We start from the raw sequence: 22,885 nt of genomic DNA on the forward strand, positions 1-22,885 counted from the left end.
TTTTGTGCTCTTTAAAGAGCACCATTTTTAAGGGGGTTATAAATTGGTAACCCACAAATTTACAAAATGTTTTAAAACTTCATTTTTTTAGGAGTTTTTTAGATAAAAATTAACAATTTTAAGATATGGGTAGTGGTATGAAATCACAAGAAATAAGAACTAAATTTTTAGAGTTTTTCAAGTCAAAACAACATGACATAGTTCCTTCGGCACCAATGGTATTAAAAAACGATCCAACGCTGATGTTTACGAATTCAGGTATGGCTCCGTTTAAAGAATTCTTTTTAGGCAACGCCACCCCAAAAAATAATAGAATTTCCGACTCTCAGAAATGTCTACGTGTTTCAGGTAAGCACAACGATTTAGAAGAGGTTGGATACGATACTTATCACCACACCATGTTTGAAATGCTTGGAAACTGGAGTTTTGGTGATTACTTTAAAAAAGAAGCCATTGCTTGGGCATGGGAGCTTCTTACTGAAGTTTATAAAATTGACAAGAATATTTTATACGTTACCATTTTCGAAGGAGACGAAAAGGATGGAACAAAAATAGATCAAGATGCCTATGATTTCTGGAAAGCAATTATTCCAGAAGATCGAATCTTAATGGGGAACAAAAAAGACAACTTTTGGGAAATGGGAGAGCAAGGTCCTTGTGGTCCCTGTTCTGAAATTCATGTAGACATTCGATCTGAAGAAGAAAAAGCGAAAATAGACGGGAAATCTTTGGTCAATGAAGATCATCCTCAGGTGGTTGAGATTTGGAATCTTGTATTTATGCAATATAACCGTAAAGCCAATGGTTCCTTGGAAGAACTTCCTTCTAAACATATTGATACAGGAATGGGCTTTGAGCGTTTATGTATGGTTTTACAGAATGTTCAATCGAATTATGACACTGATGTTTTTACTCCTTTAATCAGAGAAATAGAAACCATTACTGGAGTAACGTATGGTAAAGATGAAAAAGTTGACGTTGCTATTCGTGTAATTGCCGATCATGTTAGAGCCGTTTCTTTTGCTATTGCCGATGGACAGTTACCAAGTAATAATGGCGCTGGATATGTGATTCGACGAATTTTAAGAAGAGCAATCCGTTATGGATTTACTTTCTTAAATCAAAAAGAAGCTTTTATTTATAAATTGGTAGACACCTTATCTCACCAAATGGGAAATGCTTTTCCTGAGATTAAAAAGCAAAGTACTTTGGTTCATAATGTAGTTAAGGAAGAAGAACTATCATTCCTCAGAACTTTAGATCAAGGTTTGTTATTATTAGATAGAGTTATTGAAACTACAAAGGGTAAAACCGTATCAGGTAAAAAAGCGTTTGAATTATACGATACGTTTGGTTTCCCTTTGGATTTAACAGAGTTAATTGCTCGTGAAAAAGGTTTTGATATTCATGTTGAAGAGTTTAATACAGAACTAAAAAAACAAAAAGATCGTTCTAGAGCTGCTTCTGCAAGTGAAACAGGAGATTGGGTTTTTATAAAGGAAGACGATACTGAAGAGTTTGTTGGTTATGATACATTAACTTCAAACGTAAAAATTACACGATATAGAAAGGTTACCACCAAAAAAGATGGCGATCAATATCAACTGGTATTCAATCTAACTCCGTTTTACCCAGAAGGAGGAGGGCAAGTTGGTGATAAAGGAGCTTTGGAAGCTACCAATGGCGATGTCATTTACATTACTGATACTAAAAAAGAAAATAACGTAATAATCCACTTTACTAAGAACCTTCCAAAAGACTTAAATGAAACTTTTAAGGCTGTTGTAAATGATGAATTTAGAAGATTATCTGCAAGCAATCACTCTGCTACACACTTATTGCATCAAGCATTGCGTGCTATTTTAGGTGATCATGTTGAGCAAAAAGGATCGCTAGTAAACCCTAAATATCTACGTTTTGATTTCTCTCATTTCTCTAAGGTTGATGCTGATCAATTACAAGAAATTGAGGAATTTGTAAACGCACGTATTCGCGAAAACCTTTCGTTAGAAGAACAAAGAGGTATTCCAATGGAACAGGCCATAGAAGAGGGTGCTATTGCTTTGTTTGGTGAAAAATATGGGGACAGTGTTCGCACCATTCGCTTCGGGAAATCAATGGAATTATGTGGAGGAACTCATATACAACAAACTGGTGATATTTGGTATTTCAAAATAAAATCTGAAGGTGCCGTTGCTGCTGGAATTAGAAGAATTGAAGCCATCACAAACGTTGCCGTCGGTGACTATTTCGAGGATGTTGAACGTACTTATAACAATATTAAGCAACAGTTAAAGAATCCAAAGGATCTTGTAAAATCAATTAGTTCATTACAAGATGAAAACACCAATCTTAAAAAGCAAATAGAACAGCTTTTAAAGGATAAAGCGAAAAATTTAAAAGGTGATATTAAAAATCAATTAAAAGAAGTTAATGGTGTGCATTTTTTAGCTACTCAAGTTGATTTAGATCCAAATGGAATTAAAACCTTATCTTTTGAATTGGGTGGAGAAATAGATAATTTATTCTTATTATTTGCTACAGCTCCATCAAAAGAAAAAGCGATGTTAACTTGCTATATTTCTAAAGATTTGGCTAACGATCGTGGTTATGATGCTGGTAAAGTAGTAAGAGAATTAGGAAAACTGATTCATGGTGGCGGTGGCGGTCAAAACTTCTTTGCTACCGCAGGAGGTAAAAACCCAGGAGGAATTCCTAAAGCATTAGAAAAAGCGGTTGATTATCTATAAAAAGAGATTCAATTTAAATATACGAAAAGGTTCAGAGAATTATTTCTTTGAACCTTTTTTATATTTGTAAAAAAATTGTGCGATGGATAAGGATTTAAAAAGCACTATCGAAGAGATTAAATTTTACTTAAAAAACTCGCTTATTAAAATTAAAAAGGAATGGAGAAGGATTCTTAGCTCAATTATTTCATTAGTATTCTACATTTCCATTCTTTTCTCTAATGAACTTTTCGGCATCGATTTTAGAGAATATTTAAACAAAATTCCAAGCAAATATTTTACGATACTACTTTCGATCATTCTTATCTCTTCTATTTTTCAACCACTTTTAAAAAAGCAAGAGGTTCATAATAACAGTATTTTGAAACTATCAAGTCAAAATGATTATTCACGTTTGAACGGAATGATCGGTATTTCTACGATATCCATTTTGGCAGCATTAGCATATGCATACTTCATTCCAACATCTAACACCAATCCCTTTCTATTAGTTTTAATAATTCTAACATTAGCAATACATAATAGAAAAGCAAAAACAACGGCTTTCTTTATAAAAGAAGGTAGTTTTCTTTTTTATGAAAATGAAAAAGAGAAAAGGCGTTTTGTATTATCTGATGTCGAACTTATTGTCATTTTTAAAAATCAGATAACATTAGACTATCGAGATAAAGAGCATTTGATTGCTTTTTTAGAACTCAAGGAAAAAGATTTAAATGACATTATTTCTTGGTTGAAAAAACAACTACCGCATGCTGAAGTAGTAAAAAACAAGAATAATTGTAAAAATAAAATCAAAAAATAAATTGCAAACATGGAATATACAATCAAGGCTTCCAGAAACAATGGCTTAACTGCTCACCATAAAAACTCGATTGTTTTTCATAGTAAATATCACGGGAAATTATTAAAGAAAAATTTCATTGAAATTTACGATTATCACAATGAACGTATATTAACATTAAAAGATCATGGGATACTTACGAACGATTTCGAAATCGAAGACTTCACCCCTTCCTATTATAAAGAAAAGCCATTGTTATTTGGTGGGTACCGTAATCTTGAACTCCCTTGTAAGAATTTTTTAAAAATTGAAACACCAATATTACCTTTCGGTAGGTTTAAAATATATTTCAATAATAACGTAATAGCTTCTGGAAAATCTAAACTGTTTAGCATCGGTATAAATACAATTACAAACTTCAACACAAAAAACGAATATTTAATCAAGTATTCTTTAATTTTACTACTGATAAAGTATACGATTTCTTATAACGACCAATAGCTTTTAAGTTTATGATCCTACAAACACAAATACCTTTACAACAACAACAGTACAATCCAATTACTTATCAATCGAAGTTACTATTATTAGGCTCGTGTTTCTCGGAAAACATAGGGAATAAACTTTCTTATTTTAAGTTTCAAACAGTTCAAAACCCTTTTGGAATTTTGTTTCAACCCAAAGCAATCGAAAACCTCGTACTTGATGCTATTAATCAAAAAGTTTATAAAGAGAATGACATTCTTTTTCACAATGAACAATGGCATTCCTTTAATGCTCACTCTAAGCTTAGCTCTCCAACGAAAGAAAGGCTTCTCGATAATTTAAATGAAGCTATTACTTTAACGCAAAATAGCTTGAATAACGCCTCTCATATAATCGTTACTTTAGGAACGGCATGGGTATATCGATTTATTGAGAAAGACCAACTTGTAGCCAATTGCCATAAGGTTCCTCAGAAAAAATTCTTAAAGGAAATCTTATCAATTAATGAGATTAAGGAAAGCTTAGATGCTTTAACTTCATTAATAAGGTCAGAGAACTCAAAAACCTCTATAATTTTCACACTTTCTCCCGTTAGACATCTTAAAGATGGCTTTATAGAAAACCAACGAAGCAAGGCTCACTTGCTCAGCGCTATTCACAAAGTTGTTGATGAAAGAAAGAATATTCATTATTTTCCTTCTTATGAAATTATGATGGACGAACTTCGAGATTATCGTTTTTACAAAGAAGACATGATTCATCCAAATAATGTTGCCATCAATTATATATGGGAACGTTTTAAAAATGTATGGATCTCTGAAGACACTCAAGCCACTATGAAAACTGTTGATACTATTCAAAAAGGGTTAGCTCATAAACCTTTCAATCCAGAATCGGATCAACACAAAGTTTTTTTAAAAAAACTATCGGATAAACTGAAAAACATACAACAACACTTCCCTAGTATTAAATTCTAACTTGCCGTTTGTTAAACAATACCTAAATAACTTTTTAAAAATGTTAAATAATTGACAACTCAAATAGTTTATAGTATTTTCATTGAAATTATTTTTAACCAATCTAAATTTAAACTACTATGCTAAAAAAAATGTTGAAAGCAACTAACGCTCAAAAATTATCAAAACAAGAATTAAAAAAGGTAAACGGAGGTCATTCGCATGCTACACCATGCGAATACCACAACCAAGAGTGTACTGTATATTTTAATAATATTTTTGGAAAATATCAGGAACCAGGCTTGTGTAATTTTAATGGTACGGGATATGTATGTGTCCCTCAATTCTAAAAAACGTTAAAAAAAGAAAAGGTCGTCTGAAGCTATTCAGACGACCTTCTGTATTTTTTTATTTGAATACTATTACAAATGTTGATCTACGTTTTGCCAAGGACCTCCATTAATAACATCAACACCATGTCCATTTAAAAACTCTGTTGCTTGTCCACTTCTAGCCCCACTTCTACAAACAGCTATTACTGGCTTGTTCCATGATTTTATTTCTTCTACATTATTAGGAATTGTATCTAACACTATATGTTTAGCACCTTCCGAATGCCCTTCATTCCACTCTGGTATTGTTCTTACATCCAAAACAACTGCTCCTTTTTCTAAATATTCTTTAATTTCGTTACTCATATTTTTCTTTCTAAATAAGTTAAATAATCCCATGCTAGGCTTGTTGGAAATTTTGAAGCAAATTTAAGCCGTTTTCAATTAATGTTTGGTAGCTTTTGTTACTTTTCAATATTTCCAGATAAGCAGATAGTTCTATTTTTATTGTATAATCTTTCTCTAATGCCAATTCTAATAATTCCAAAGGTAATAACCAATCATTTTTATATTCTGACTTCAATCGATTAAAAATAGTTTGAACTTTACTCTCCGAAACCGTATTGTTTTCTCTCATATCTCTAACTCTTTCATATAAAGCATATAACTCTTTATCTGAATCTGAGTACTGAATTTTATGAGTTTTAGTTTCAGAAACCTGACCTAAATCTCCAAAAGAGTTTACATCTGCCGGTCCTGCAAATGCAGAAACCACCTCAACACCTACCGCCATATCATAAATTCCCCAATCTGGGTGAAACAACACAGTATCACCATGTGTTACCTTGCAATTCTTAAATGATATTAGTAAAATCTTACCTCTTAAATCTCTTGTTCCTGTAATTACTTCTCCTTCAACTTTAATATTCCCTTCAAACTCAAGAGTTACTTTTTTACCCTCATAAATCCCGTACGCTTCTAAATCTCTCGGGCTCATGTTTTCAATAGGAATATTAATCCCTCTTAACTTCCCAACAGGACTACCAAAACCTTCCGCATGATAGTTGATACCATGACCTATTAGCTCTTTATCTCTATTCGCTAAAGAAGTTGGACCTGCAGTTTGAATGTATATTGGACGATTCTTTTCATCGGAAATTACATTGCTAAAAGTTCCTGAAATTTGAATACCTGTACTTAATTCAATCGTTCCTAAATTTTTTGAATCAATTAATTTTTCAACTCCTTTCAATCCTCCGCTACGAATTCCCATTTTATTCGCAAATTGTTCCAATACCAAGCTTAAATGCGCAAAATCGGGAGTAACGAATAACTGAGGTTGCGGCTTGGTTATATCAAAACTAACATCCGCTGCCTCTATACTATAAGGAAGCTTTTTAACTTGGTCTTGCATGCACCATTTGCTTTCCCCTATTGAAGATAATAATCCTGCGCCATAAATCTTAGGATCTTGAACAGTTCCGATTAAGCCATACTCTACAGTCCACCAATGTAGATTACGTATTTTTGCCATTTCAGACAGTTCTCCTAGGTTATTCTGTAACCATTCTACTTTTTCTTGAGCTTCATTAACTTCTTTAACAGCAGCATTCGGATTCTCTTTTAAAATAGATAACAATCGAATGGCTTCATACATCTCATAATCTTTTGATGATGAAATGGCCTTTGCCCCAATCTCGCCAAACCTTCTCAAATACTCCGCATATTCAGGGTTTGCAATAATAGGTGCGTGCCCAGCAGCTTCATGAATAATATCTGGAGCAGGCGTATATGCGATATGATCAATTGTTCTCATATCGGAAGCAATTACTAAAACGTTGTAGGCCTGAAACTCCATAAAAGCGTTTGGAGGTATAAAACCATCAACAGAAACTGCCGCCCAACCGATCTCTTTCAGAATTCGATTCATCCCGGCCATGTATGGAATATTCTCTATAGAAATACCAGTTTTTTCTAACCCTTTAACATAAGAATTATGTGCTACTCTACTCAAATAATCTACATTCATTCTCATCACATAACGCCATACAGACTGGTTCTGTGCCGTATATTCATTATAAGGTTGCTGAACAATAAATTTATGTAAATGTTTAGGTAACTTCTCCGTTACCTCATTCAATTCAAAGTGAGTACTCATATATAGCTATTTAAACTTCGTAAAGTTAAGTTTTTTATATTTTACAAAAAATTGATATTCGTTAAAAAAACTATATTTCGTATCTTTAAATACTGACAAAAAATCAAAAACAAAATGAGACGAGGTGGATTAAAAATACGGCTGTTAATAGGGCTGGTAATAGTCGCTTTTGCCTATTTACGAAAATGTAGCCAAAAAACAGAAAACCCGTATACAGGTAAAACCCAATCAATAAGTCTAACACCAAAGCAGGAAATAGCTATAGGGCTCCAACAAGCCCCATCAATGGCACAGCAACATGGTGGGTTATATCCTGATAATAGATATCAAAAGATTGTGGATGATATTGGACAGAAATTAGTTAATAACACCATCGCTAAAAAATCAGGGTACCAATACGATTTTCACTTATTGAAAGATGCCAGAGCAATCAATGCTTTCGCTTTACCTGGAGGGCAAATATTTATTACGTATGCCTTGTTTTCTAAATTAACTGATGAAGCCGGGCGTTTAAACGAACACATGCTGGCGGGTGTATTAGGGCATGAAATAGGACATGTTTTAGGGAAACATTCTAATGAACGAATTACCGAAGCTAATTTCTGGAAACTCTTGACAATGGGTGCTTCTGTAGGCGCTGATTTAGGATCACTAGCAAATAGTATTGGGCAACAAACATTACTAAAAAACGGAAGAGGTGACGAATTAGAAAGTGATGAATTGGGGGTACGTTTGATGATTGATGCTGGTTATGATCCTATTTACCTAATTAATGTAATGAAAATTTTAAAAGCCGCAGCTGGTCCTAATAGAGTCCCGGAATTCCAGAGCACACATCCCGATCCTGAAAATCGAATTGAAAAAATAAAAGAAGCCATTCGAAGATATCAATAATAAAAACGACATAGATTCATAAAATCGTGCACTTTACTCCTGATGAAGAAACTTTTCTAAAAGTTCTTTTGAAGGAAGCATACAACTATTTTGTTTTCCAAAAAAAACATATCTATTGGATGCTATCCACTTGTAGAAAAAGTCTCTAATAGGTACTGGAATGAATAATAATATTTTCATCCAACGGTACCCTTTTAGTTCTTTACATATTTTTAATACAGCTGTGGATTTTATGTGAATACAATTATTATCAATTAGGACTAAAGTAGACAAATCTTTTATTTCTGTACCTTCTAGTTTCTCTTTTGCATAATCTGATTGTAGAGAGGCAAATTTAAACTCATTACGAACATCCTTTTTGATAATAAAGGTTACCGTAGCATTACATAAATTACAAACTCCATCAAACAAAATTATTTTCATTGCCCTATATGTATTGAATCCTTTTCTAAGACAAGGATTTATTTCCTTCTTTTAAAACTAGTATTCTTTGAACCCATGTCTTCGCTTTAACTTTCTCAAACCATGAACACCAATATTTATTGCTAATAAACATTCCTTGAACGACAATAAACAATATTTGAAAATCATACAACATCATAAGAACCGCAATTCCAAGATGCAATGCTATGGCTGAAAATATAAACAGTAATTTCGTTTCTTTAAACCAAACCAAAACTGGATAAAATAACTCAATAATAATTGTTCCATACGTTGTTAAGGTTACCAAAACTCCATTTTTAGACATCCATTGATTAATTGTATTTGTTCCTCCAAATCGCTCAGATGAAAACGTATAATAAGTAGCGACTCCATTAAACCATACATCTGTATGAATTTTATGCATTGCCGATACAAAATATATCAAACACAAATGAATACAGATAGAATATCCTGCCAAATTTGATAAAAAAGTATTTAATCTATTTAATTCTGTTAATTTATAACGCTGCTTGCTCATAGAGAAGTATTCATAAGAATTCAAAAAGATGAGATAAAGAAGAATAAACTTCATGTAGTTATCACCTCCATTCAAAATAACAGACGTTAGCGATTGCGAAGCATCTAAAAAGAAAAACAATAATAACGCTACAAAATTTTTACCAACCCCAAAGAAAAAAAGCACAATTAACAGCAAGTAAACTATATTGAAAACACCAATATTATCAGAAATTAGTTGATTTGAAATTCCAAACAGAGACAGCCAAGGAGCTTCTCTTTGCATTAAATGATCGCCTCCTTTAAATAAAGCCACATGAAACTGATTGTTTATTAGGATATCCTTGGCTAAATAAAAACAAACAAATATTCTTAAACAACTTGAATAAAATGAAAAATTATGAGTGATAGACAACCTCTCAATTAAGTTATCTATTCTTTTTTTTAAAATCATGAGTGTATTATTATTAAAAAATTAAATAAACAACCTTTAAATATCAAAAGGTTTACTCCTATAAACTAAAGACTCTTCTACATTTACACTATCTTTATTACGATTAACAAACTTAGGAATTGGAGTATTTGTTATCATAAAGGAAACCAAATAATCTTTACTATTTACGTTCTTTTTTCTAGCGACTTCCTGAACATAATTTTTCAAGACCTTATAATAAGAAGTTACCTCCAATCCTCGATTGAGAATACTATCCTTTTCAAAGGCTTCTAACTTTCTTTTCTTTTCTAAATACTCCACTCGATCTTTCAACTCAACTATCTGATTATTTATCGAAATACAAGAATTAGACAGAATATAATCGAGAACATCAGCTTTATTATTAAAAGGAGCCTTGTCAACTTTTTCTTTTATGATTGCCTGCATTAATTCAAAAGATTTCACTTCCGAAGTATCTTTTTTACTTAAGATTAAACAATATAATTTTTCATCGAATTGAGGAGGAGGAGCGAAAAAACCCCATTTTTGGTAGAAAAATTTATTAAAAGCGTCTCCTTCCTGAAAAAACTGGATTTTAATATAATTATCTGGTGCATTAAAAAAAAATGTCATCAACCAGTAAGAAGAATACACCAATAATATGATGTAATAGTATACTTTTTTCATACAAGATTCATATAATTACTTGATTATAAGAACAAATCAAGAGAGATGTTAAACACCTCTCTTCAAAACTTTTAGTCTAGCATTGCTAATCTTTCATCCATAAGTTCTTGTTTCAGTTCTTTATTCATAGCAATATATACTTGCTCGTTAGGCTGAGGCTGAGGAATTTCACCTACGAATCGGTAATAACGATAAGCAGCCATCCCCATTCTAAACGTTAACATTAAGAAAGGAGTTCCAGCTTTTTCTGCAACAGTCATGTCAGTTATTTCAACACTCGCTTCTTTAACTTGCCCAGTTGTTATTTGCTCTGAATTTAGGTTTAATGCACCCACCATAAGAGCTCCAGTCATACAAATGACTAAAGCATTTTTTGAAAAAAATTTCATAATTAGTAGTTTTAATTAAGTTTGGTTCGTTGTTAACGTAAACGAAATAAGACGTCCAAGACTCGTTTTCTTGAAAGGTTTTTATTTATAACCGGTTAAAATAATGACCAAATTTAAAAATTCAACGATAACAACACCTTCCAAAAACGTTAAAACACAACTAGTAAAACCCCTAGTCAACAACACCTCAAAAACCCTTACACCTATAAGGGTTTACACTTACATAAACATGATAACTAACTACAAACCATCAAACTAAAAAAAACACCAAACAACCTTACTCAAAAAAGATTTCATTAAACAAACATACCCCTTGCTTCTTTGAACATAACATATCAATTTAAATCATAAATAATACTTTGATTTTTTAAAAACAGTATATTGCTTTTTAAAACAAAAAAATTGATACTATGAGCTTCGGATTTGGACCAGCCGCAGAAATGCATAAAAAAGCGAAGAGTTTAAAAAGACAAAGACCAAATACTCTTAAAAAAATTAAAGAACTTGGGACTAATAATCCGAATGAGAACTCTAGTTTGAAAAACAAAAAAGCTTCTCCCGAACAATTAGAAGAAATTCGCAAAAGACTTCAAAAGGAAAACAAACGAAATTTCATATTAAAAGCTAGTTTCTTCCTTATTCTCTTAGTTCTTTCTATTTACTTTTTAGGCTTCTACAAAAATTAAAACCAAGGTAAATTGATCTTATGTAACAAAAAACCATCCTAAGCGACTTATAAATATAACTCTAAAATAAAATGCTATGGGAGGAATAAGCTCAATGATTACAACATTAAAGAATAATAAGAGAGAGCGTAAAGTCGTTTTCGAAAAATTAGAAAAGTACCTTAACAACAAAAACAAACCTTTATACTTTAACAAAAAAGCAACAAGAAAGCAAGTATTGAGAATACGAGAGAAATTACAAAGACAAAATAGAATTCAGAACATTTTAACTATTGCTATAATTTCATTTGTTAGTATTGTACTATTATACTTGTATTTCTTTTAGAAAAAAATCGATTTTTAAAAGTTTCAGCATTGATGAACAATTGCATTGTAGCATATTATAGTTTCGTTCTACCTTGGACATGTTTGGATTTTTGCCATTTTATCAATTAAATTCACGAATTCAATATTAACAATGCTTAATCGGTTTCGTTATTTTCTTAAGACATCCCCAAAAATCTTTAGTACTTTTACCTTTCAATTTTATCGAAATGGAGAAAAAAGTAATTTTAATGATTCTTGATGGTTGGGGAATTACACAAGACCCTAAAGTTTCTGCCATCTATAATGCTAAAACACCCTTTATAAATTCGTTATATGAAAACTTCCCAAACGCCGAATTAAGAACTGACGGTAAACATGTGGGACTTCCTGAAGGACAAATGGGAAATTCTGAGGTAGGACATATGAATTTAGGAGCGGGTAGAATAGTTTATCAAAACCTTGCTAAAATTAACAAGGCAGTAACGGAAGGGACTTTAGCAAAAGAACAGGAATTATTAAATGCTTTTGACTACGCTAAAGCCAACAATAAAAATGTTCATTTTCTTGGACTTGTGTCTGATGGAGGAATTCACTCACATATAAATCATTTAAAAGGATTGCTCTCTGCAGCTAATTCTAAAGGTTTAGAAAATGTTTTTCTTCACGCTTTCACAGATGGTCGTGATTGCGACCCTAAATCTGGAAAGTTTTTCATTAAATCAATTGAAGAACATATGGCCCAAACTACGGGACAGTTAGCATCCATTACAGGTCGTTATTATAGTATGGATCGTGACAAACGTTGGGAAAGAATTCAGTTAGCCTACAATGCTCTTACCAAAGGAAAGGGTTCATTTTCTGAAAATGCAGAAAAAAGTATTCAAGCTAGTTATGACGAAGGTATAACGGACGAGTTCATTAAACCAATTATTATGGTTAACGAAAACGAACAGCCTCGCACCACTATTGAAAAAGACGATGTTGTTATCTTTTTCAACTTCAGAACTGATAGAGGAAGACAACTAACTCAAGTTCTAAATCAAGAAGATCTTTCAGATTTCTCTATGACAAAACTACCTTTATACTTTGTAACATTAACACGTTATGATGACTCATTTAAGGGGATAAAAGTCGTTTATGACAATAAAAATATAGAAAACACTTTGGGTGAAGTTCTTGAAGCGGCTGGAAAAACTCAAATTAGAATTGCAGAAACTGAAAAATACCCTCATGTTACTTTCTTTTTCTCTGGAGGTAGAGAGAAAGAGTTTAATGGAGAAAAAAGACTGCTATGCCCTTCTCCAAAAGTAGCCACCTACGATTTAAAACCAGAAATGAGTGCCTACGAAATTAAAGATGCTATTATTCCTGAATTAAAACAAGGAGAGGTTGATTTCGTTTGTTTGAACTTCGCGAATGGTGATATGGTTGGTCATACTGGAGATTTCGATGCCGCCGTACAGGCCTGTGAAGTAGTCGATAAATGTGTAAAGAATGTCATAGACACCGCTTTAGACTCAAACTACACTACTATTTTAATTGCCGATCATGGAAATTGTGAAACTATGATAAATCCTGATGGTACTCCGCATACAGCCCATACTACAAATCCTGTACCTATGGTTTTAATTGACAAAGATTTAAAATCAATTAAAAATGGTATCTTAGGAGATATTGCTCCTACAGTTTTACATTTATTAGGAGTAGAGAAACCAAAAGAAATGACACAACATTCTTTAGTATAAAATAATACACAATGAAGAACTTTTTATACATTTTACTCTCTACTGTTATTATTGGTTGTGCATCAACTAATAAATTTCCAGCAGAGAAAAATCAAGATGGAGACTTAGTCGGTATTGTTACCAAAAGTAATTTTCAACAAGAACCCTACGGAAGTGAATGGTTTAACGATTTTTATTCGTATTACGAGGTTGACAAACCTGTTTTAGAAGAAGCTAAAAGCTATTTAAAAGACGTAACTATAAAAGGATTCATGGGAACTTGGTGTGGAGATAGCCAAAGAGAAATTCCCAACTTTTATAAGCTGCTTGATAATACTAACTTCAACTATAAAAAACTGGAGCTGGTAGCTGTTAATAGAAGTAAAAAAGCAAAAGGCTTAGAAAAAGAATATAACATTGAAAGAGTACCGACTTTTATCTTTTATAAGAATGGTAAAGAAATAGGCAGGTTCGTTGAGCATGCTATTGATGGATCAACTATCGAAAAAGATATTTTAACCATTATTTCTGGTAAACCTTATAAGCATCCGTATCAAAAATAAACGTAAATTTGCGCCACAATATTTTTATCCATGATTAAACCAAAAACTAGAGAAGAAATTGAAATCATGCGCGAAAGCGCCCTAATTGTATCAAAAACATTAGGGATGTTAGCAAAGGAAGTTAAACCAGGCGTAACGACATTATACCTTGACAAATTAGCCGAAGAATTTATCAGAGGAGAAGGTGCTATCCCAGGCTTTTTAGGGCTTTATGATTTTCCAAATTCACTTTGTATGAGTCCTAATTCTCAAGTAGTTCATGGAATACCGAATAACACACCTCTTCAAGAAGGTGATATTATTTCTATAGACTGTGGAGCTTTAAAAAATGATTTTTATGGAGACCACGCTTATACATTTCCAATTGGTGAAGTAACTCCTGAAACCCAAAAGCTATTAGACGTAACGAAAGAAAGTTTATATGTGGGTATCAGAGAATTCAAAGCTGGAAATAGAGTTGGTGATGTGGGATACGCTATTCAAAATTTCACAGAAAAACACGGTTACGGTGTAGTTCGAGAACTGGTTGGCCATGGTTTAGGTAGAAAGATGCATGAAGATCCTGAAATGCCTAATTATGGAAGAAGAGGACGAGGTAAAAAATTTGTTGAAGGAATGGTAGTTGCTATTGAACCTATGACGAACTTAGGAACTCACAAAATAAGACAGCACGGCGATGGCTGGACTATTACCACTCTTGACAATAAACCAAGTGCACATTTTGAACATAATATTGCGATTGTAGAGGGGAAACCAGAACTTCTTTCTACGTTTAAATATATCTATGACGCTCTAGGAATTGAAAGCACTGAAGAAGATGAGTTTAGACAACAACCATTAGTTCTATAATTTGTCCGTGTTTAAAACTATTCTTAACACCATACCGAGACCATTTCTTATTAAAATAAGTTATGTTGTGCGTCCTTTTATTGCCTGGTGGTTAAAAGGTGATAACTTCACCGATCCGATCGATGGAAAATCATTTAAGAAGTTACTTCCTTATGGATATGAAACCCAAAGAGAAAACGCACTATCTCCTTCTACCCTATCTCTTGAAAGACATAGACTTTTATGGTTGTATTTAAAAAATGAAACCGTTTTTTTTACCTCAGAAAAAAAGCTAAAAGTATTACATATAGCTCCTGAACAATGCTTTTTAGATATTTTTAAAAAACAGGAAAATCTCGACTACATCACATCCGATCTCGAGTCTCCGATAGCGGATATCAAAGCAGATATTTGTGACTTACCTTTTAAAAATGAAGAATTTGATGTTGTCTTTTGTAATCATGTTTTAGAGCATATTCCAGACGATACAAAAGCAATGCAAGAATTGCATCGCATTCTTAAAAAAGATGGTTTTGGAATTTTTCAAATACCTCAAGATGTTCATAGAGCAGAAACCTTTGAAGACAATTCTATTACTGATCCTAAAGAACGAGCAAAAATTTTTGGACAATATGATCATGTTAGGATTTATGGGCTTGATTATTTTGACAAACTTAAATCTATTGGTTTTAAGGTTGAAGAAGCTCATTACGCAAAAACAATGAACCCTGAACTTGTTCGAAAATATGCCCTAGCTAAAGATGAAATTCTACCTGTTTGCTATAAATATTAAATTTAGAATTGAACTAAATAACACCTTTTATCTATAGCCTAACGAAATTAACTACCTTCCCTTTTCCTTTACTTTTCTCAGTTTAAAAAAGATAACCAAATTATTATTTATTCTATAAAAAAAACAGAAAACACTACAAAACCTTTAAAGAGGTTTCTCTCTGAAAATTATTTTATTTGAGATTAAAAATATTTTCCTATTTTTATCTTACTACTAACTAACCAAACATAAATATGCGAGTAAGAGACCATAAAAATGGGGTTTCTTTACATGTCATAGCTGGAACCCATGTGGTGCTACTTTGCCTAGATGCTAATGCTGAATCTAGGGAAAAACTATTAGGGTTTAAGCTTAATCGTAAAGAAATTACTACTGGAGAAACAACTCCTTTAAAAGGCTTCAAACAATTTAAAAACAATGGTAAAAAGGAAGATCTCAATCTAATCCAAGCCTTTTTTTGGGCGGATTATACGGCACTGCCAAACACTCAATATGAATATTCTGCAACTCCTGTTTACGGCTCACCTGAAAAACAAGAAAAAGGTGAAGAGATCGCTATAAATATTACAACAGAAAACCCTGAAAAAGGTTCACATGGTGTATTCTTTAACAGAGGAACCGTTGGACAGGCATATGCTAAAAAATTCAACAACCAAAACCCAGATAAAGTTCCCAATAATGAAGCTTATAAATGGTTATCAAGAGGCCTTGAAGAAGCCCTTTTGTCATTTATAGCAAAAGCAAAGGGTAAAGATTACGGTCTTAGAGTTGCGGCTTACGAATTTGATTATGTTCCTGTTCTTAAAGCGCTATTTGATTCTTCAGAAAGCGGAGCAGATATACAAATTCTGTACGACAGATCGAAAAGAGGTCCTTGGGAGAACACAGACAAAGCAGTTGCCCAAGTTCCAGGTATTGAAAAATTGATGATCCCAAGATCAGCCAACTCTTCAATAAAACATAATAAATACATTATCCTTCTCTATAAAAATAAACCTATTGAAGTATGGACTGGTTCTACTAACTTCACAAAAGGAGGTATATTTGGTCAATCAAATGTGGGACATATTGTTAGAGACGTGGAGATTGCTCAGCAGTATCTAAAGTACTGGGAACACCTATCTAAAAATCCAGATTTAAAAGAAATCCGTCCTTTAAACGATCAATTATCCCCAACACCTAACGGCAGTTTAAAAGAAGGAATTACTCCAATTTTTAGTCCTAGAAAAGATCTTAGTGCCTTAGATTGGTATGGACAACAAATTAAAAAAGCTCAAGATTCAGTAGGCTTTACTGCTGCCTTTGGAGTGAATGAAGAGTTCGCTGAAATTATGAGCAAAGAAGATGATAGTCTTCGATACATTCTACTAGAACACAAAGGAAAAACCTTCGACACATTTAAAAGCACACCTAATAATAGAATAGCTATTGGTGCTACTTTAAATGAAGATGAAATTAAAAAAGAAGGATTAAAAAACTGGGAAGAAGAACACCTAACTGGATTAAATGATCATGTAAAGTATCTACACACAAAATACCTTTTCATCGATCCTTTAACAGACACTCCAATACTTATAACAGGCTCCGCGAACTTTTCCAATGCCTCAACACATAGCAATGATGAAAACATGATTATTGTAAAAGGGAATACGGGGGTTGTAGATGTTTATTTAAGCGAGTTCATGCGCTTGTTTAACCATTATGAATTCCGAGACCAAATGGCACATCATGGCTACGATGAAAAGTATTTCAGCGATTATTTAACTCCGAACTCATCTTGGTCTGACGTCCATTATAAAGAAGGAACGCAGCATAGCAAGCAACGCGAGCTGTTTCGCTAAAAAACGAATCTAACAAAAACATTAAATAAAATACTTATGATTGGAGGCCCTGTCTGTAATGAGGTTCTTTCCGCTGAATTAATATTTGCGGAGGGACAGCATTTAACTCATGATAATAAAGAAGCTCTTTGGGAAATCTTTGAAGCAATTGGAATCAATTGGAGCAACACCAACTACGATTCAAATAACCAAAGAAGTTCATGGTTTGAAATGGTTAAAGCCAAAACTGAAAACGCACCAAACTATACCGGAGAATATGTAAATGCCATTTATGTAATAAATGAACTTAAATCCATGTATGGCAAAGGTGAAGCCTATAGAAGATTACTATTTGAAAGTGGAATAAACAACAACGAACCTCCTATTACACGAATAGCACACTGCAAAATATATGTTGTCAACGAATTCATTCGAATGCAAGTAATGGCAGGAGGATTTAAAAGTTGGGGAACAAAATATAATGGCGAAGAAGCTCGAAATTATCATGGTTTTATAGCAGGAACACGTTATAACAGAATTGCCATAGTACGCAACTACACGCCTGAAACTAATCAAAACCAATAATTATGAAAACATACTATGATTATATTATTGTTGGCGCTGGTGTAGCCGCTGCAACCATTGCAAAAGGATTACTTGAACATAACAATCATACTTCTATTTTAATACTAGAAGCTGGTCCTGAAGTACAAGCTAAAGACAGAAGGTTTTGGTGGGATTACATAACCAAAGGAGAAAGGCCCTATACCCATACCTATGATCAAAAATGGGAAGCAGATTCAACAGGAAATATTGATTACCAAACCGAAGGTGTACGCGTAAAAGCTTATGGTGGTTCCACCATGCATTGGGGGGCTTGGTCCTTAAGATTTCGCCCTGAAGATTTCAACCTTTTCACAAATACCGGTGAAGGTGCTGACTGGCCAATTAATTATGAAGATCTTGAAGAATATTACAATCACGCCGAAGAATATCTTTCAGTTTGTGGAGATAACGAAGCCAATTGGGTTCCTCGATCAAAACCATACCCAGTACCTCCATTCGAATGGACGGCTGCTGATGGAGAAATGATCAAAGCATGGGAACAATTAGATGTGATTTATCAGGACGGTGACATTAACCCTGGCTCTAAAACAAAAATAAAGTCAGGAAAAATGCCGATTGCAAGGTATAGAAAATGTATGGCTACAGGAACCTGTAAATATTGTCCAATTGGAGGAAGGTTCAATGCACAATATGTTTTGGACGACTTAAAGAATGACTCTCGATTTATCAACTTTGAAGTGCGTGTAAACTCTCCTGTTCATCAGGTAAATGTTTCCAGTAAATCGGACATTGAATCAGTTACTTATACTGATAATTTATCAGGGGAGCAGCTTACTGTTTCTGGAGATACCATAATTCTGGCATCAGGCGCATATAATGTTCCAAAACTTTTAAGAGCTTCAAAAAATGATTTTTGGGAACAAGGTATTGGAAACGACTTTGATCTTGTAGGGCGTTTTGTAGTTTCTCACTCTATGTTAAATGTTGAAGGAAAAGCTAAATCAAATCCAAATGGTTGGTTTCAAGAATACGACTTTCCTACTTTGATGACTCATAGTTATAATACCAAAGAACATCAGAAAAAAGGAAAGATTTTCATGTTCAAAAATAGAGTTACTCCGAATACAGACATAGCCCAACTAATGATTGAGGGTAAAACGAGAGAAGAAATCGATGCTATTGTTTATGGAGAAATGACTATAAATCTACAGGCTTTTTTAGAAGAGAAAGGCAAATTTAGCAATCGACTGGAAGCCAAACCAGGAACTGATCGTTTTGGACTCCCTCAAACAACTGTTCATTTTAGTAGAACCGAAGATGAAATTAAAAATGCCAACGATCGCTTAAAGTTAATGGAACAAGTGATTGAAAAAATGGGATTAGAGCTTACTTCTTCAAGAGTTGATAAACCTGGAGGCCATCATACTACTGGAACCGCTAGAATGGGAACTAGTCCTGAAAATAGTGTTACCGATAAATTCATGAAAGTCCACAACACAAACAATCTTTATATCTGCTCAAACGCTGCTTTCCCTACAGGGAGTGCAGTAAACCCTACTCTTACACTAACTGCCCTAGCTTTTAGACTTGTAGAACATTTAACGAACAAACAATCAACAAAAATCAAACATAAAAATGCCTACGACACAACTGAAGTATAAAAATGCCTTCCAAGAAAAAGCTTCTCAGCTCAAAAACACAAAAGAGCTGATTGATCATTCTCGACTTGTTGAAGATGATCATGAAGATAAATTACATGTTTTAAAAGAGCTCTTAAATCAAGCAGTTGTTTTAGAATTTGCTACCATTCCAATATACATGCAAACCATGTGGAGTATTAAGGATAACAATTGCGAAGTAGCTAAATCGATTCGTAATGTTTTTCAAGAAGAAATGTTACACATGGCCATGGTTTGTAATATGATTGCTGGCTTGGGTGGTGAACCGAAAATATACGATCCTGAAAATAGTTTAAAATTCCCATCTGGTCTACCTGGAGGAGTACATCCTGATCTATTTTTATACTTAGAAGGATTAAGCGATTGCTCTTTAAGAAACTTTATGGAAATTGAACTTCCTGAAAAAATAGCAGACATCTACGATTACGAAACAAAGGAACTCATCACTATTGGTGGATTATGTGATCAAGCAGGAAATTTCACCGAGAACAAAATTCAAAACTTTGAACATAACACTACCATTGGGGAATTATATGATCGTGTTAACGAACTTTTTCAAGATCTTCAACCAAAAATGAATGTTGAAAGACAACTTGCAGGTCCACTTTCTTGGTGGGTGATGGCAGATGCAGAAAGTGTTTCAAAAGCAATTGATATGATTAAAGAGCAAGGAGAAGGATCAGAAGATGTTTCCCCAGCAAGCACTGGAATGGATAATTTAGCACACTTTTACAGATTTTGGGAAGTATTTTACCAAAAGAAAATAGTTCAAGAAGAAGAAAAATACTACTTCAAAGACCCAATGCCAAGACCCGAAACTTACCCTTTAGCTAGAGTCCCTAAAGGAGGCTATCAACAATCAGAAGTATCAAACGAGGTATGGCATTTATTAACTGAATTTGACAAAGCCTATACATCAGTTGTTCAATTACTAGAAGAAGCATGGGCAATTAACGGACGAGGTCAAGCTGCATTAGTTAATGCCATAGAAGCTATGTTTAAATTGGAAAGATATGCTATACCCTTAGTAAAAACTCCGATTCCTAATCACGAGGAAGGACTGCATTACGGGCCTTGCTTTAGAATGATATAAAAAAATAAATAATCAAACAATAAAAATTAAAAAACATGGGAAGTTTCATAGAAATAAATGACACGCTTGAACTTACTACTGAACAAGGGTTTCCTGTTGATGTATTCAACTTAGAAAACCATAAAAAAAATCCAGTCACTCAGAAAAACGTTGAGGGTAAGGTTTTTGAATTTAAAAACAAACCAAGTGCAAGAATTTTTCAATTGGATCCCGTAAGAGTGTTTTATGCTCATAATATTGACGGAAAATGGCTTTTCTGGGGACGTGTTTTAATCCAAACACAAAAAATAGAAAAACAATTCAACGAAGACGGAAGTTGGGATGGTAAATCATGGATTACCTCTGGAACCTATACAATTTTAAATGTTTATGATCCAGAATACCAACACACTTTTACATTGAATGAAGCTCCAGATGATCGAAATTATTTCAAACAAGAAGTATGTCAAACCTCTCAGGTGTAAATAAACCAAGTATTAGACTAAGTCAAAAAAACTTAGATGTGAACGACCCTAATTTAAAAACTGTTCTTGATGATATTCAGGGCAATATTTTAAAGAGTCATGGTCGTTCGCATTCTCGTCATATTTTTCTAAAGTTTACAGGTAACCCCCAAGACAACCGAATTTGGCTTGAAAAACTTGCTTCTAAACTGACATCAGCTTATAAACAACATCAAACGTCTCTAAATTATAAAAGTACCGGAACCGAGCATTTATTTACAGGAATCTTGCTAAGCAACACTGGCTATAAAGCTCTAGGAATCGCAGAGTATCAAACCCCAGATGACAAAGCGTTTCGAGCGGGAATGAAAGATTTAGATTTTTTATATGATACAGGTCCCAATGGTGTTCATGAAAGAACTAGTAATCCTTTAAATGACAATCCAAACACTTGGAAAAATCCCTTTAATAATCAAGTAGACCTTCTGATTGTTTTAGCCTATGGAGGTATTACAGCAGATGAAAATATATGCAATGACTATCTGGAAAGTAAAATTAACAACATAAAAAGCACCTCGGTTGAAGTCGCTTCTATTCTGTCTATAGAAAAAGGATACACTTTAAGAAATAGTAACAATGATGTCATAGAGCACTTCGGATTCGTAGATGGTCTTAGCAATCCTACATTTTTTAAATCAGATTTCGACCATTGGCAAAATAAAGAAGGAACAACATATTATGACCCAACTGCTCCTTTTGACCTAGTCGCACTAAACGACCCAGGTGGTTTCGATGAGGATTTAAGCTTTGGAAGCTATGTTGTTTATAGGAAAATGCAACAAAACATTAAAGGTTTTAAAGATCAAGCCAAAAAATTAGCTACTGAAATCTCTCAAAAATCAGGAGTACAGATCAATACAGAATATTCAGAATCACTTGCTTTCGGCAGAAATAAAGATGGTTCTCCATTAATACAGTCAACTAAAACCCCTTCCGACAATAATTTTAGTTATCAAGAGGACATGAAAGGGGCAAAATGCCCTTTTCATTCCCATATTCGAAAAACAAACCCTAGAGGAGACACCAACAGATTAAAGGGTACCCTCCTTAGAAATGAAAGAAGTCACAGAATCGTAAGAAGAGGAATTAGTTACGGATCTAAAAACTTAAGTCCTGAAAAAGAATGGACCGATGCAGGCTTACTCTTTTTGTCGTGTCAAAGTGATATTGAACAGCAATTTTTAGTAACACAATGCGGATGGTCAGACAATTCAAACTTTCCTGCAAACAATGTAGGGCATGATCCTATAACAGGAGATCAAAACGCAAAACCAAACAACAATAAATGGCAACATGAAATCGATGGAAAACTTATTGATCTCGATTTTAGATATAAAAACTTAGTAAAGGTGCTGGGCGGTGAATATTTCTTTGCTCCTAGCATTTCATTCTTCAAAAATTTAACAAATAAATCATTCAATAGTGATATTTAATAAGTTTCGAAAAGAATTATCATGGAATTCGGTAGTTACACCGAATGTTTAAAATAAAGAAAGGAATTAACCTTAAAATCAAACC

Annotated in this window: 24 protein-coding genes; 18 read left to right on the plus strand and 6 right to left on the minus strand. The window is 33.4% G+C overall.

Going from position 1 to position 22,885, the window contains the following annotated elements:
- Positions 1-137: 137 nt before the first annotated feature.
- From alaS to BLW23_RS22135, 5 genes are all read left to right on the plus strand, one after another.
- The gene (alaS, locus tag BLW23_RS22115; protein WP_093674405.1) at positions 138-2,750 is read left to right on the plus strand and encodes an alanine--tRNA ligase; all 2,613 of its coding nucleotides are present in this window, start codon (positions 138-140) and stop codon (positions 2,748-2,750) included.
- An 82-nt stretch (positions 2,751-2,832) separates the two neighbouring features.
- Positions 2,833-3,552, plus strand: a complete 720-nt coding sequence (locus BLW23_RS22120; RefSeq protein WP_093674044.1) for a hypothetical protein — start codon at positions 2,833-2,835, stop codon at positions 3,550-3,552.
- Positions 3,553-3,561: 9 nt separating this feature from the next.
- Complete coding sequence (locus tag BLW23_RS22125; RefSeq protein ID WP_093674046.1) at positions 3,562-4,032, plus strand: hypothetical protein; 471 nt, start codon at positions 3,562-3,564, stop codon at positions 4,030-4,032.
- Between the two features lie 11 nt (positions 4,033-4,043).
- A complete protein-coding gene (locus BLW23_RS22130) occupies positions 4,044-4,994 on the plus strand; it encodes a GSCFA domain-containing protein (RefSeq protein WP_093674048.1) in 951 nt (316 codons plus the stop codon).
- Positions 4,995-5,125: 131 nt separating this feature from the next.
- Positions 5,126-5,323: a hypothetical protein gene (locus tag BLW23_RS22135; RefSeq protein WP_143032259.1), complete on the plus strand. Its 198-nt coding sequence runs from the start codon at positions 5,126-5,128 to the stop codon at positions 5,321-5,323.
- 72 nt (positions 5,324-5,395) lie between these two features.
- Here BLW23_RS22135 and BLW23_RS22140 read toward each other — a convergent pair whose 3' ends face one another.
- A complete protein-coding gene (locus BLW23_RS22140; RefSeq protein ID WP_255362864.1) occupies positions 5,396-5,704 on the minus strand; it encodes a rhodanese-like domain-containing protein in 309 nt (102 codons plus the stop codon).
- Between the two features lies 1 nt (position 5,705).
- Entirely contained in the window at positions 5,706-7,463 is a 1,758-nt protein-coding gene (locus BLW23_RS22145; protein WP_093674052.1) for an aromatic amino acid hydroxylase, read from the minus strand.
- A 114-nt stretch (positions 7,464-7,577) separates the two neighbouring features.
- Between BLW23_RS22145 and BLW23_RS22150 the strand changes: the two genes are divergently transcribed.
- Positions 7,578-8,357, plus strand: coding sequence for a M48 family metalloprotease (locus tag BLW23_RS22150; protein ID WP_093674054.1), 780 nt, complete (start codon positions 7,578-7,580; stop codon positions 8,355-8,357).
- Between the two features lie 33 nt (positions 8,358-8,390).
- Here BLW23_RS22150 and BLW23_RS22155 read toward each other — a convergent pair whose 3' ends face one another.
- The 4 genes from BLW23_RS22155 to BLW23_RS22170 form a co-directional block, all read right to left on the minus strand.
- Positions 8,391-8,780, minus strand: coding sequence for a thiol-disulfide oxidoreductase DCC family protein (locus BLW23_RS22155; protein WP_093674056.1), 390 nt, complete (start codon positions 8,778-8,780; stop codon positions 8,391-8,393).
- A 25-nt stretch (positions 8,781-8,805) separates the two neighbouring features.
- Positions 8,806-9,750, minus strand: a complete 945-nt coding sequence (locus BLW23_RS22160) for a hypothetical protein (protein ID WP_093674058.1) — start codon at positions 9,748-9,750, stop codon at positions 8,806-8,808.
- 36 nt (positions 9,751-9,786) lie between these two features.
- Positions 9,787-10,416, minus strand: coding sequence for a hypothetical protein (locus tag BLW23_RS22165; RefSeq protein WP_093674060.1), 630 nt, complete (start codon positions 10,414-10,416; stop codon positions 9,787-9,789).
- 71 nt (positions 10,417-10,487) lie between these two features.
- On the minus strand, positions 10,488-10,805 hold the full coding sequence (locus tag BLW23_RS22170) for a hypothetical protein (protein ID WP_143032260.1): 318 nt from the start codon (positions 10,803-10,805) through the stop codon (positions 10,488-10,490).
- Positions 10,806-11,215: 410 nt separating this feature from the next.
- Between BLW23_RS22170 and BLW23_RS22175 the strand changes: the two genes are divergently transcribed.
- From BLW23_RS22175 to BLW23_RS22230, 12 genes are all read left to right on the plus strand, one after another.
- Complete coding sequence (locus BLW23_RS22175; protein ID WP_093674064.1) at positions 11,216-11,491, plus strand: hypothetical protein; 276 nt, start codon at positions 11,216-11,218, stop codon at positions 11,489-11,491.
- A gap of 76 nt (positions 11,492-11,567) precedes the next feature.
- Positions 11,568-11,816, plus strand: a complete 249-nt coding sequence (locus tag BLW23_RS22180) for a hypothetical protein (RefSeq protein WP_093674066.1) — start codon at positions 11,568-11,570, stop codon at positions 11,814-11,816.
- 208 nt (positions 11,817-12,024) lie between these two features.
- Positions 12,025-13,542, plus strand: a complete 1,518-nt coding sequence (gpmI, locus tag BLW23_RS22185) for a 2,3-bisphosphoglycerate-independent phosphoglycerate mutase (RefSeq protein ID WP_093674068.1) — start codon at positions 12,025-12,027, stop codon at positions 13,540-13,542.
- A gap of 11 nt (positions 13,543-13,553) precedes the next feature.
- Positions 13,554-14,084: a thioredoxin family protein gene (locus BLW23_RS22190; RefSeq protein ID WP_093674070.1), complete on the plus strand. Its 531-nt coding sequence runs from the start codon at positions 13,554-13,556 to the stop codon at positions 14,082-14,084.
- Positions 14,085-14,114: 30 nt separating this feature from the next.
- Positions 14,115-14,933 carry a type I methionyl aminopeptidase gene (gene map / locus BLW23_RS22195; RefSeq protein WP_093674072.1) on the plus strand — a complete coding sequence of 273 codons (819 nt, stop codon included), beginning with the start codon at positions 14,115-14,117 and terminating at the stop codon, positions 14,931-14,933.
- A gap of 1 nt (position 14,934) precedes the next feature.
- Complete coding sequence (locus BLW23_RS22200) at positions 14,935-15,705, plus strand: class I SAM-dependent methyltransferase (protein WP_093674074.1); 771 nt, start codon at positions 14,935-14,937, stop codon at positions 15,703-15,705.
- A gap of 233 nt (positions 15,706-15,938) precedes the next feature.
- Positions 15,939-17,546 (plus strand): phospholipase D-like domain-containing protein, encoded by a 1,608-nt coding sequence (locus BLW23_RS22205; protein WP_093674076.1) that lies wholly within the window; start codon positions 15,939-15,941, stop codon positions 17,544-17,546.
- A 36-nt stretch (positions 17,547-17,582) separates the two neighbouring features.
- Positions 17,583-18,110, plus strand: coding sequence for a hypothetical protein (locus BLW23_RS22210; protein ID WP_093674078.1), 528 nt, complete (start codon positions 17,583-17,585; stop codon positions 18,108-18,110).
- 2 nt (positions 18,111-18,112) lie between these two features.
- Positions 18,113-19,753, plus strand: a complete 1,641-nt coding sequence (locus BLW23_RS22215) for a GMC oxidoreductase (protein ID WP_093674080.1) — start codon at positions 18,113-18,115, stop codon at positions 19,751-19,753.
- The gene (locus BLW23_RS22220) at positions 19,728-20,864 is read left to right on the plus strand and encodes a ferritin-like domain-containing protein (protein WP_093674082.1); all 1,137 of its coding nucleotides are present in this window, start codon (positions 19,728-19,730) and stop codon (positions 20,862-20,864) included. The genes BLW23_RS22215 and BLW23_RS22220 overlap by 26 nt, the downstream gene beginning before the upstream one ends.
- Positions 20,865-20,899: 35 nt before the next feature.
- Complete coding sequence (locus BLW23_RS22225; protein WP_093674084.1) at positions 20,900-21,328, plus strand: hypothetical protein; 429 nt, start codon at positions 20,900-20,902, stop codon at positions 21,326-21,328.
- Complete coding sequence (locus tag BLW23_RS22230; protein ID WP_093674086.1) at positions 21,307-22,800, plus strand: Dyp-type peroxidase; 1,494 nt, start codon at positions 21,307-21,309, stop codon at positions 22,798-22,800. The genes BLW23_RS22225 and BLW23_RS22230 overlap by 22 nt, the downstream gene beginning before the upstream one ends.
- Positions 22,801-22,885 lie beyond the last annotated feature (85 nt).

This window comes from Tenacibaculum sp. MAR_2009_124, assembly GCF_900105455.1.
Classification (GTDB): domain Bacteria; phylum Bacteroidota; class Bacteroidia; order Flavobacteriales; family Flavobacteriaceae; genus Polaribacter.

Coding starts and splice junctions, on each gene's coding strand:
- alaS (WP_093674405.1), top strand. CDS start 138: ATGAAATCACAAGAAATAAGAACTAAATTTTTAGAGTTTTTCAAGTCA.
- BLW23_RS22120 (WP_093674044.1), top strand. CDS start 2,833: ATGGATAAGGATTTAAAAAGCACTATCGAAGAGATTAAATTTTACTTA.
- BLW23_RS22125 (WP_093674046.1), top strand. CDS start 3,562: ATGGAATATACAATCAAGGCTTCCAGAAACAATGGCTTAACTGCTCAC.
- BLW23_RS22130 (WP_093674048.1), top strand. CDS start 4,044: ATGATCCTACAAACACAAATACCTTTACAACAACAACAGTACAATCCA.
- BLW23_RS22135 (WP_143032259.1), top strand. CDS start 5,126: ATGTTGAAAGCAACTAACGCTCAAAAATTATCAAAACAAGAATTAAAA.
- BLW23_RS22140 (WP_255362864.1), bottom strand. CDS start 5,704: ATGGGATTATTTAACTTATTTAGAAAGAAAAATATGAGTAACGAAATT.
- BLW23_RS22145 (WP_093674052.1), bottom strand. CDS start 7,463: ATGAGTACTCACTTTGAATTGAATGAGGTAACGGAGAAGTTACCTAAA.
- BLW23_RS22150 (WP_093674054.1), top strand. CDS start 7,578: ATGAGACGAGGTGGATTAAAAATACGGCTGTTAATAGGGCTGGTAATA.
- BLW23_RS22155 (WP_093674056.1), bottom strand. CDS start 8,780: ATGAAAATAATTTTGTTTGATGGAGTTTGTAATTTATGTAATGCTACG.
- BLW23_RS22160 (WP_093674058.1), bottom strand. CDS start 9,750: ATGATTTTAAAAAAAAGAATAGATAACTTAATTGAGAGGTTGTCTATC.
- BLW23_RS22165 (WP_093674060.1), bottom strand. CDS start 10,416: ATGAAAAAAGTATACTATTACATCATATTATTGGTGTATTCTTCTTAC.
- BLW23_RS22170 (WP_143032260.1), bottom strand. CDS start 10,805: ATGAAATTTTTTTCAAAAAATGCTTTAGTCATTTGTATGACTGGAGCT.
- BLW23_RS22175 (WP_093674064.1), top strand. CDS start 11,216: ATGAGCTTCGGATTTGGACCAGCCGCAGAAATGCATAAAAAAGCGAAG.
- BLW23_RS22180 (WP_093674066.1), top strand. CDS start 11,568: ATGGGAGGAATAAGCTCAATGATTACAACATTAAAGAATAATAAGAGA.
- gpmI (WP_093674068.1), top strand. CDS start 12,025: ATGGAGAAAAAAGTAATTTTAATGATTCTTGATGGTTGGGGAATTACA.
- BLW23_RS22190 (WP_093674070.1), top strand. CDS start 13,554: ATGAAGAACTTTTTATACATTTTACTCTCTACTGTTATTATTGGTTGT.
- map (WP_093674072.1), top strand. CDS start 14,115: ATGATTAAACCAAAAACTAGAGAAGAAATTGAAATCATGCGCGAAAGC.
- BLW23_RS22205 (WP_093674076.1), top strand. CDS start 15,939: ATGCGAGTAAGAGACCATAAAAATGGGGTTTCTTTACATGTCATAGCT.
- BLW23_RS22210 (WP_093674078.1), top strand. CDS start 17,583: ATGATTGGAGGCCCTGTCTGTAATGAGGTTCTTTCCGCTGAATTAATA.
- BLW23_RS22215 (WP_093674080.1), top strand. CDS start 18,113: ATGAAAACATACTATGATTATATTATTGTTGGCGCTGGTGTAGCCGCT.
- BLW23_RS22220 (WP_093674082.1), top strand. CDS start 19,728: ATGCCTACGACACAACTGAAGTATAAAAATGCCTTCCAAGAAAAAGCT.
- BLW23_RS22225 (WP_093674084.1), top strand. CDS start 20,900: ATGGGAAGTTTCATAGAAATAAATGACACGCTTGAACTTACTACTGAA.
- BLW23_RS22230 (WP_093674086.1), top strand. CDS start 21,307: ATGTCAAACCTCTCAGGTGTAAATAAACCAAGTATTAGACTAAGTCAA.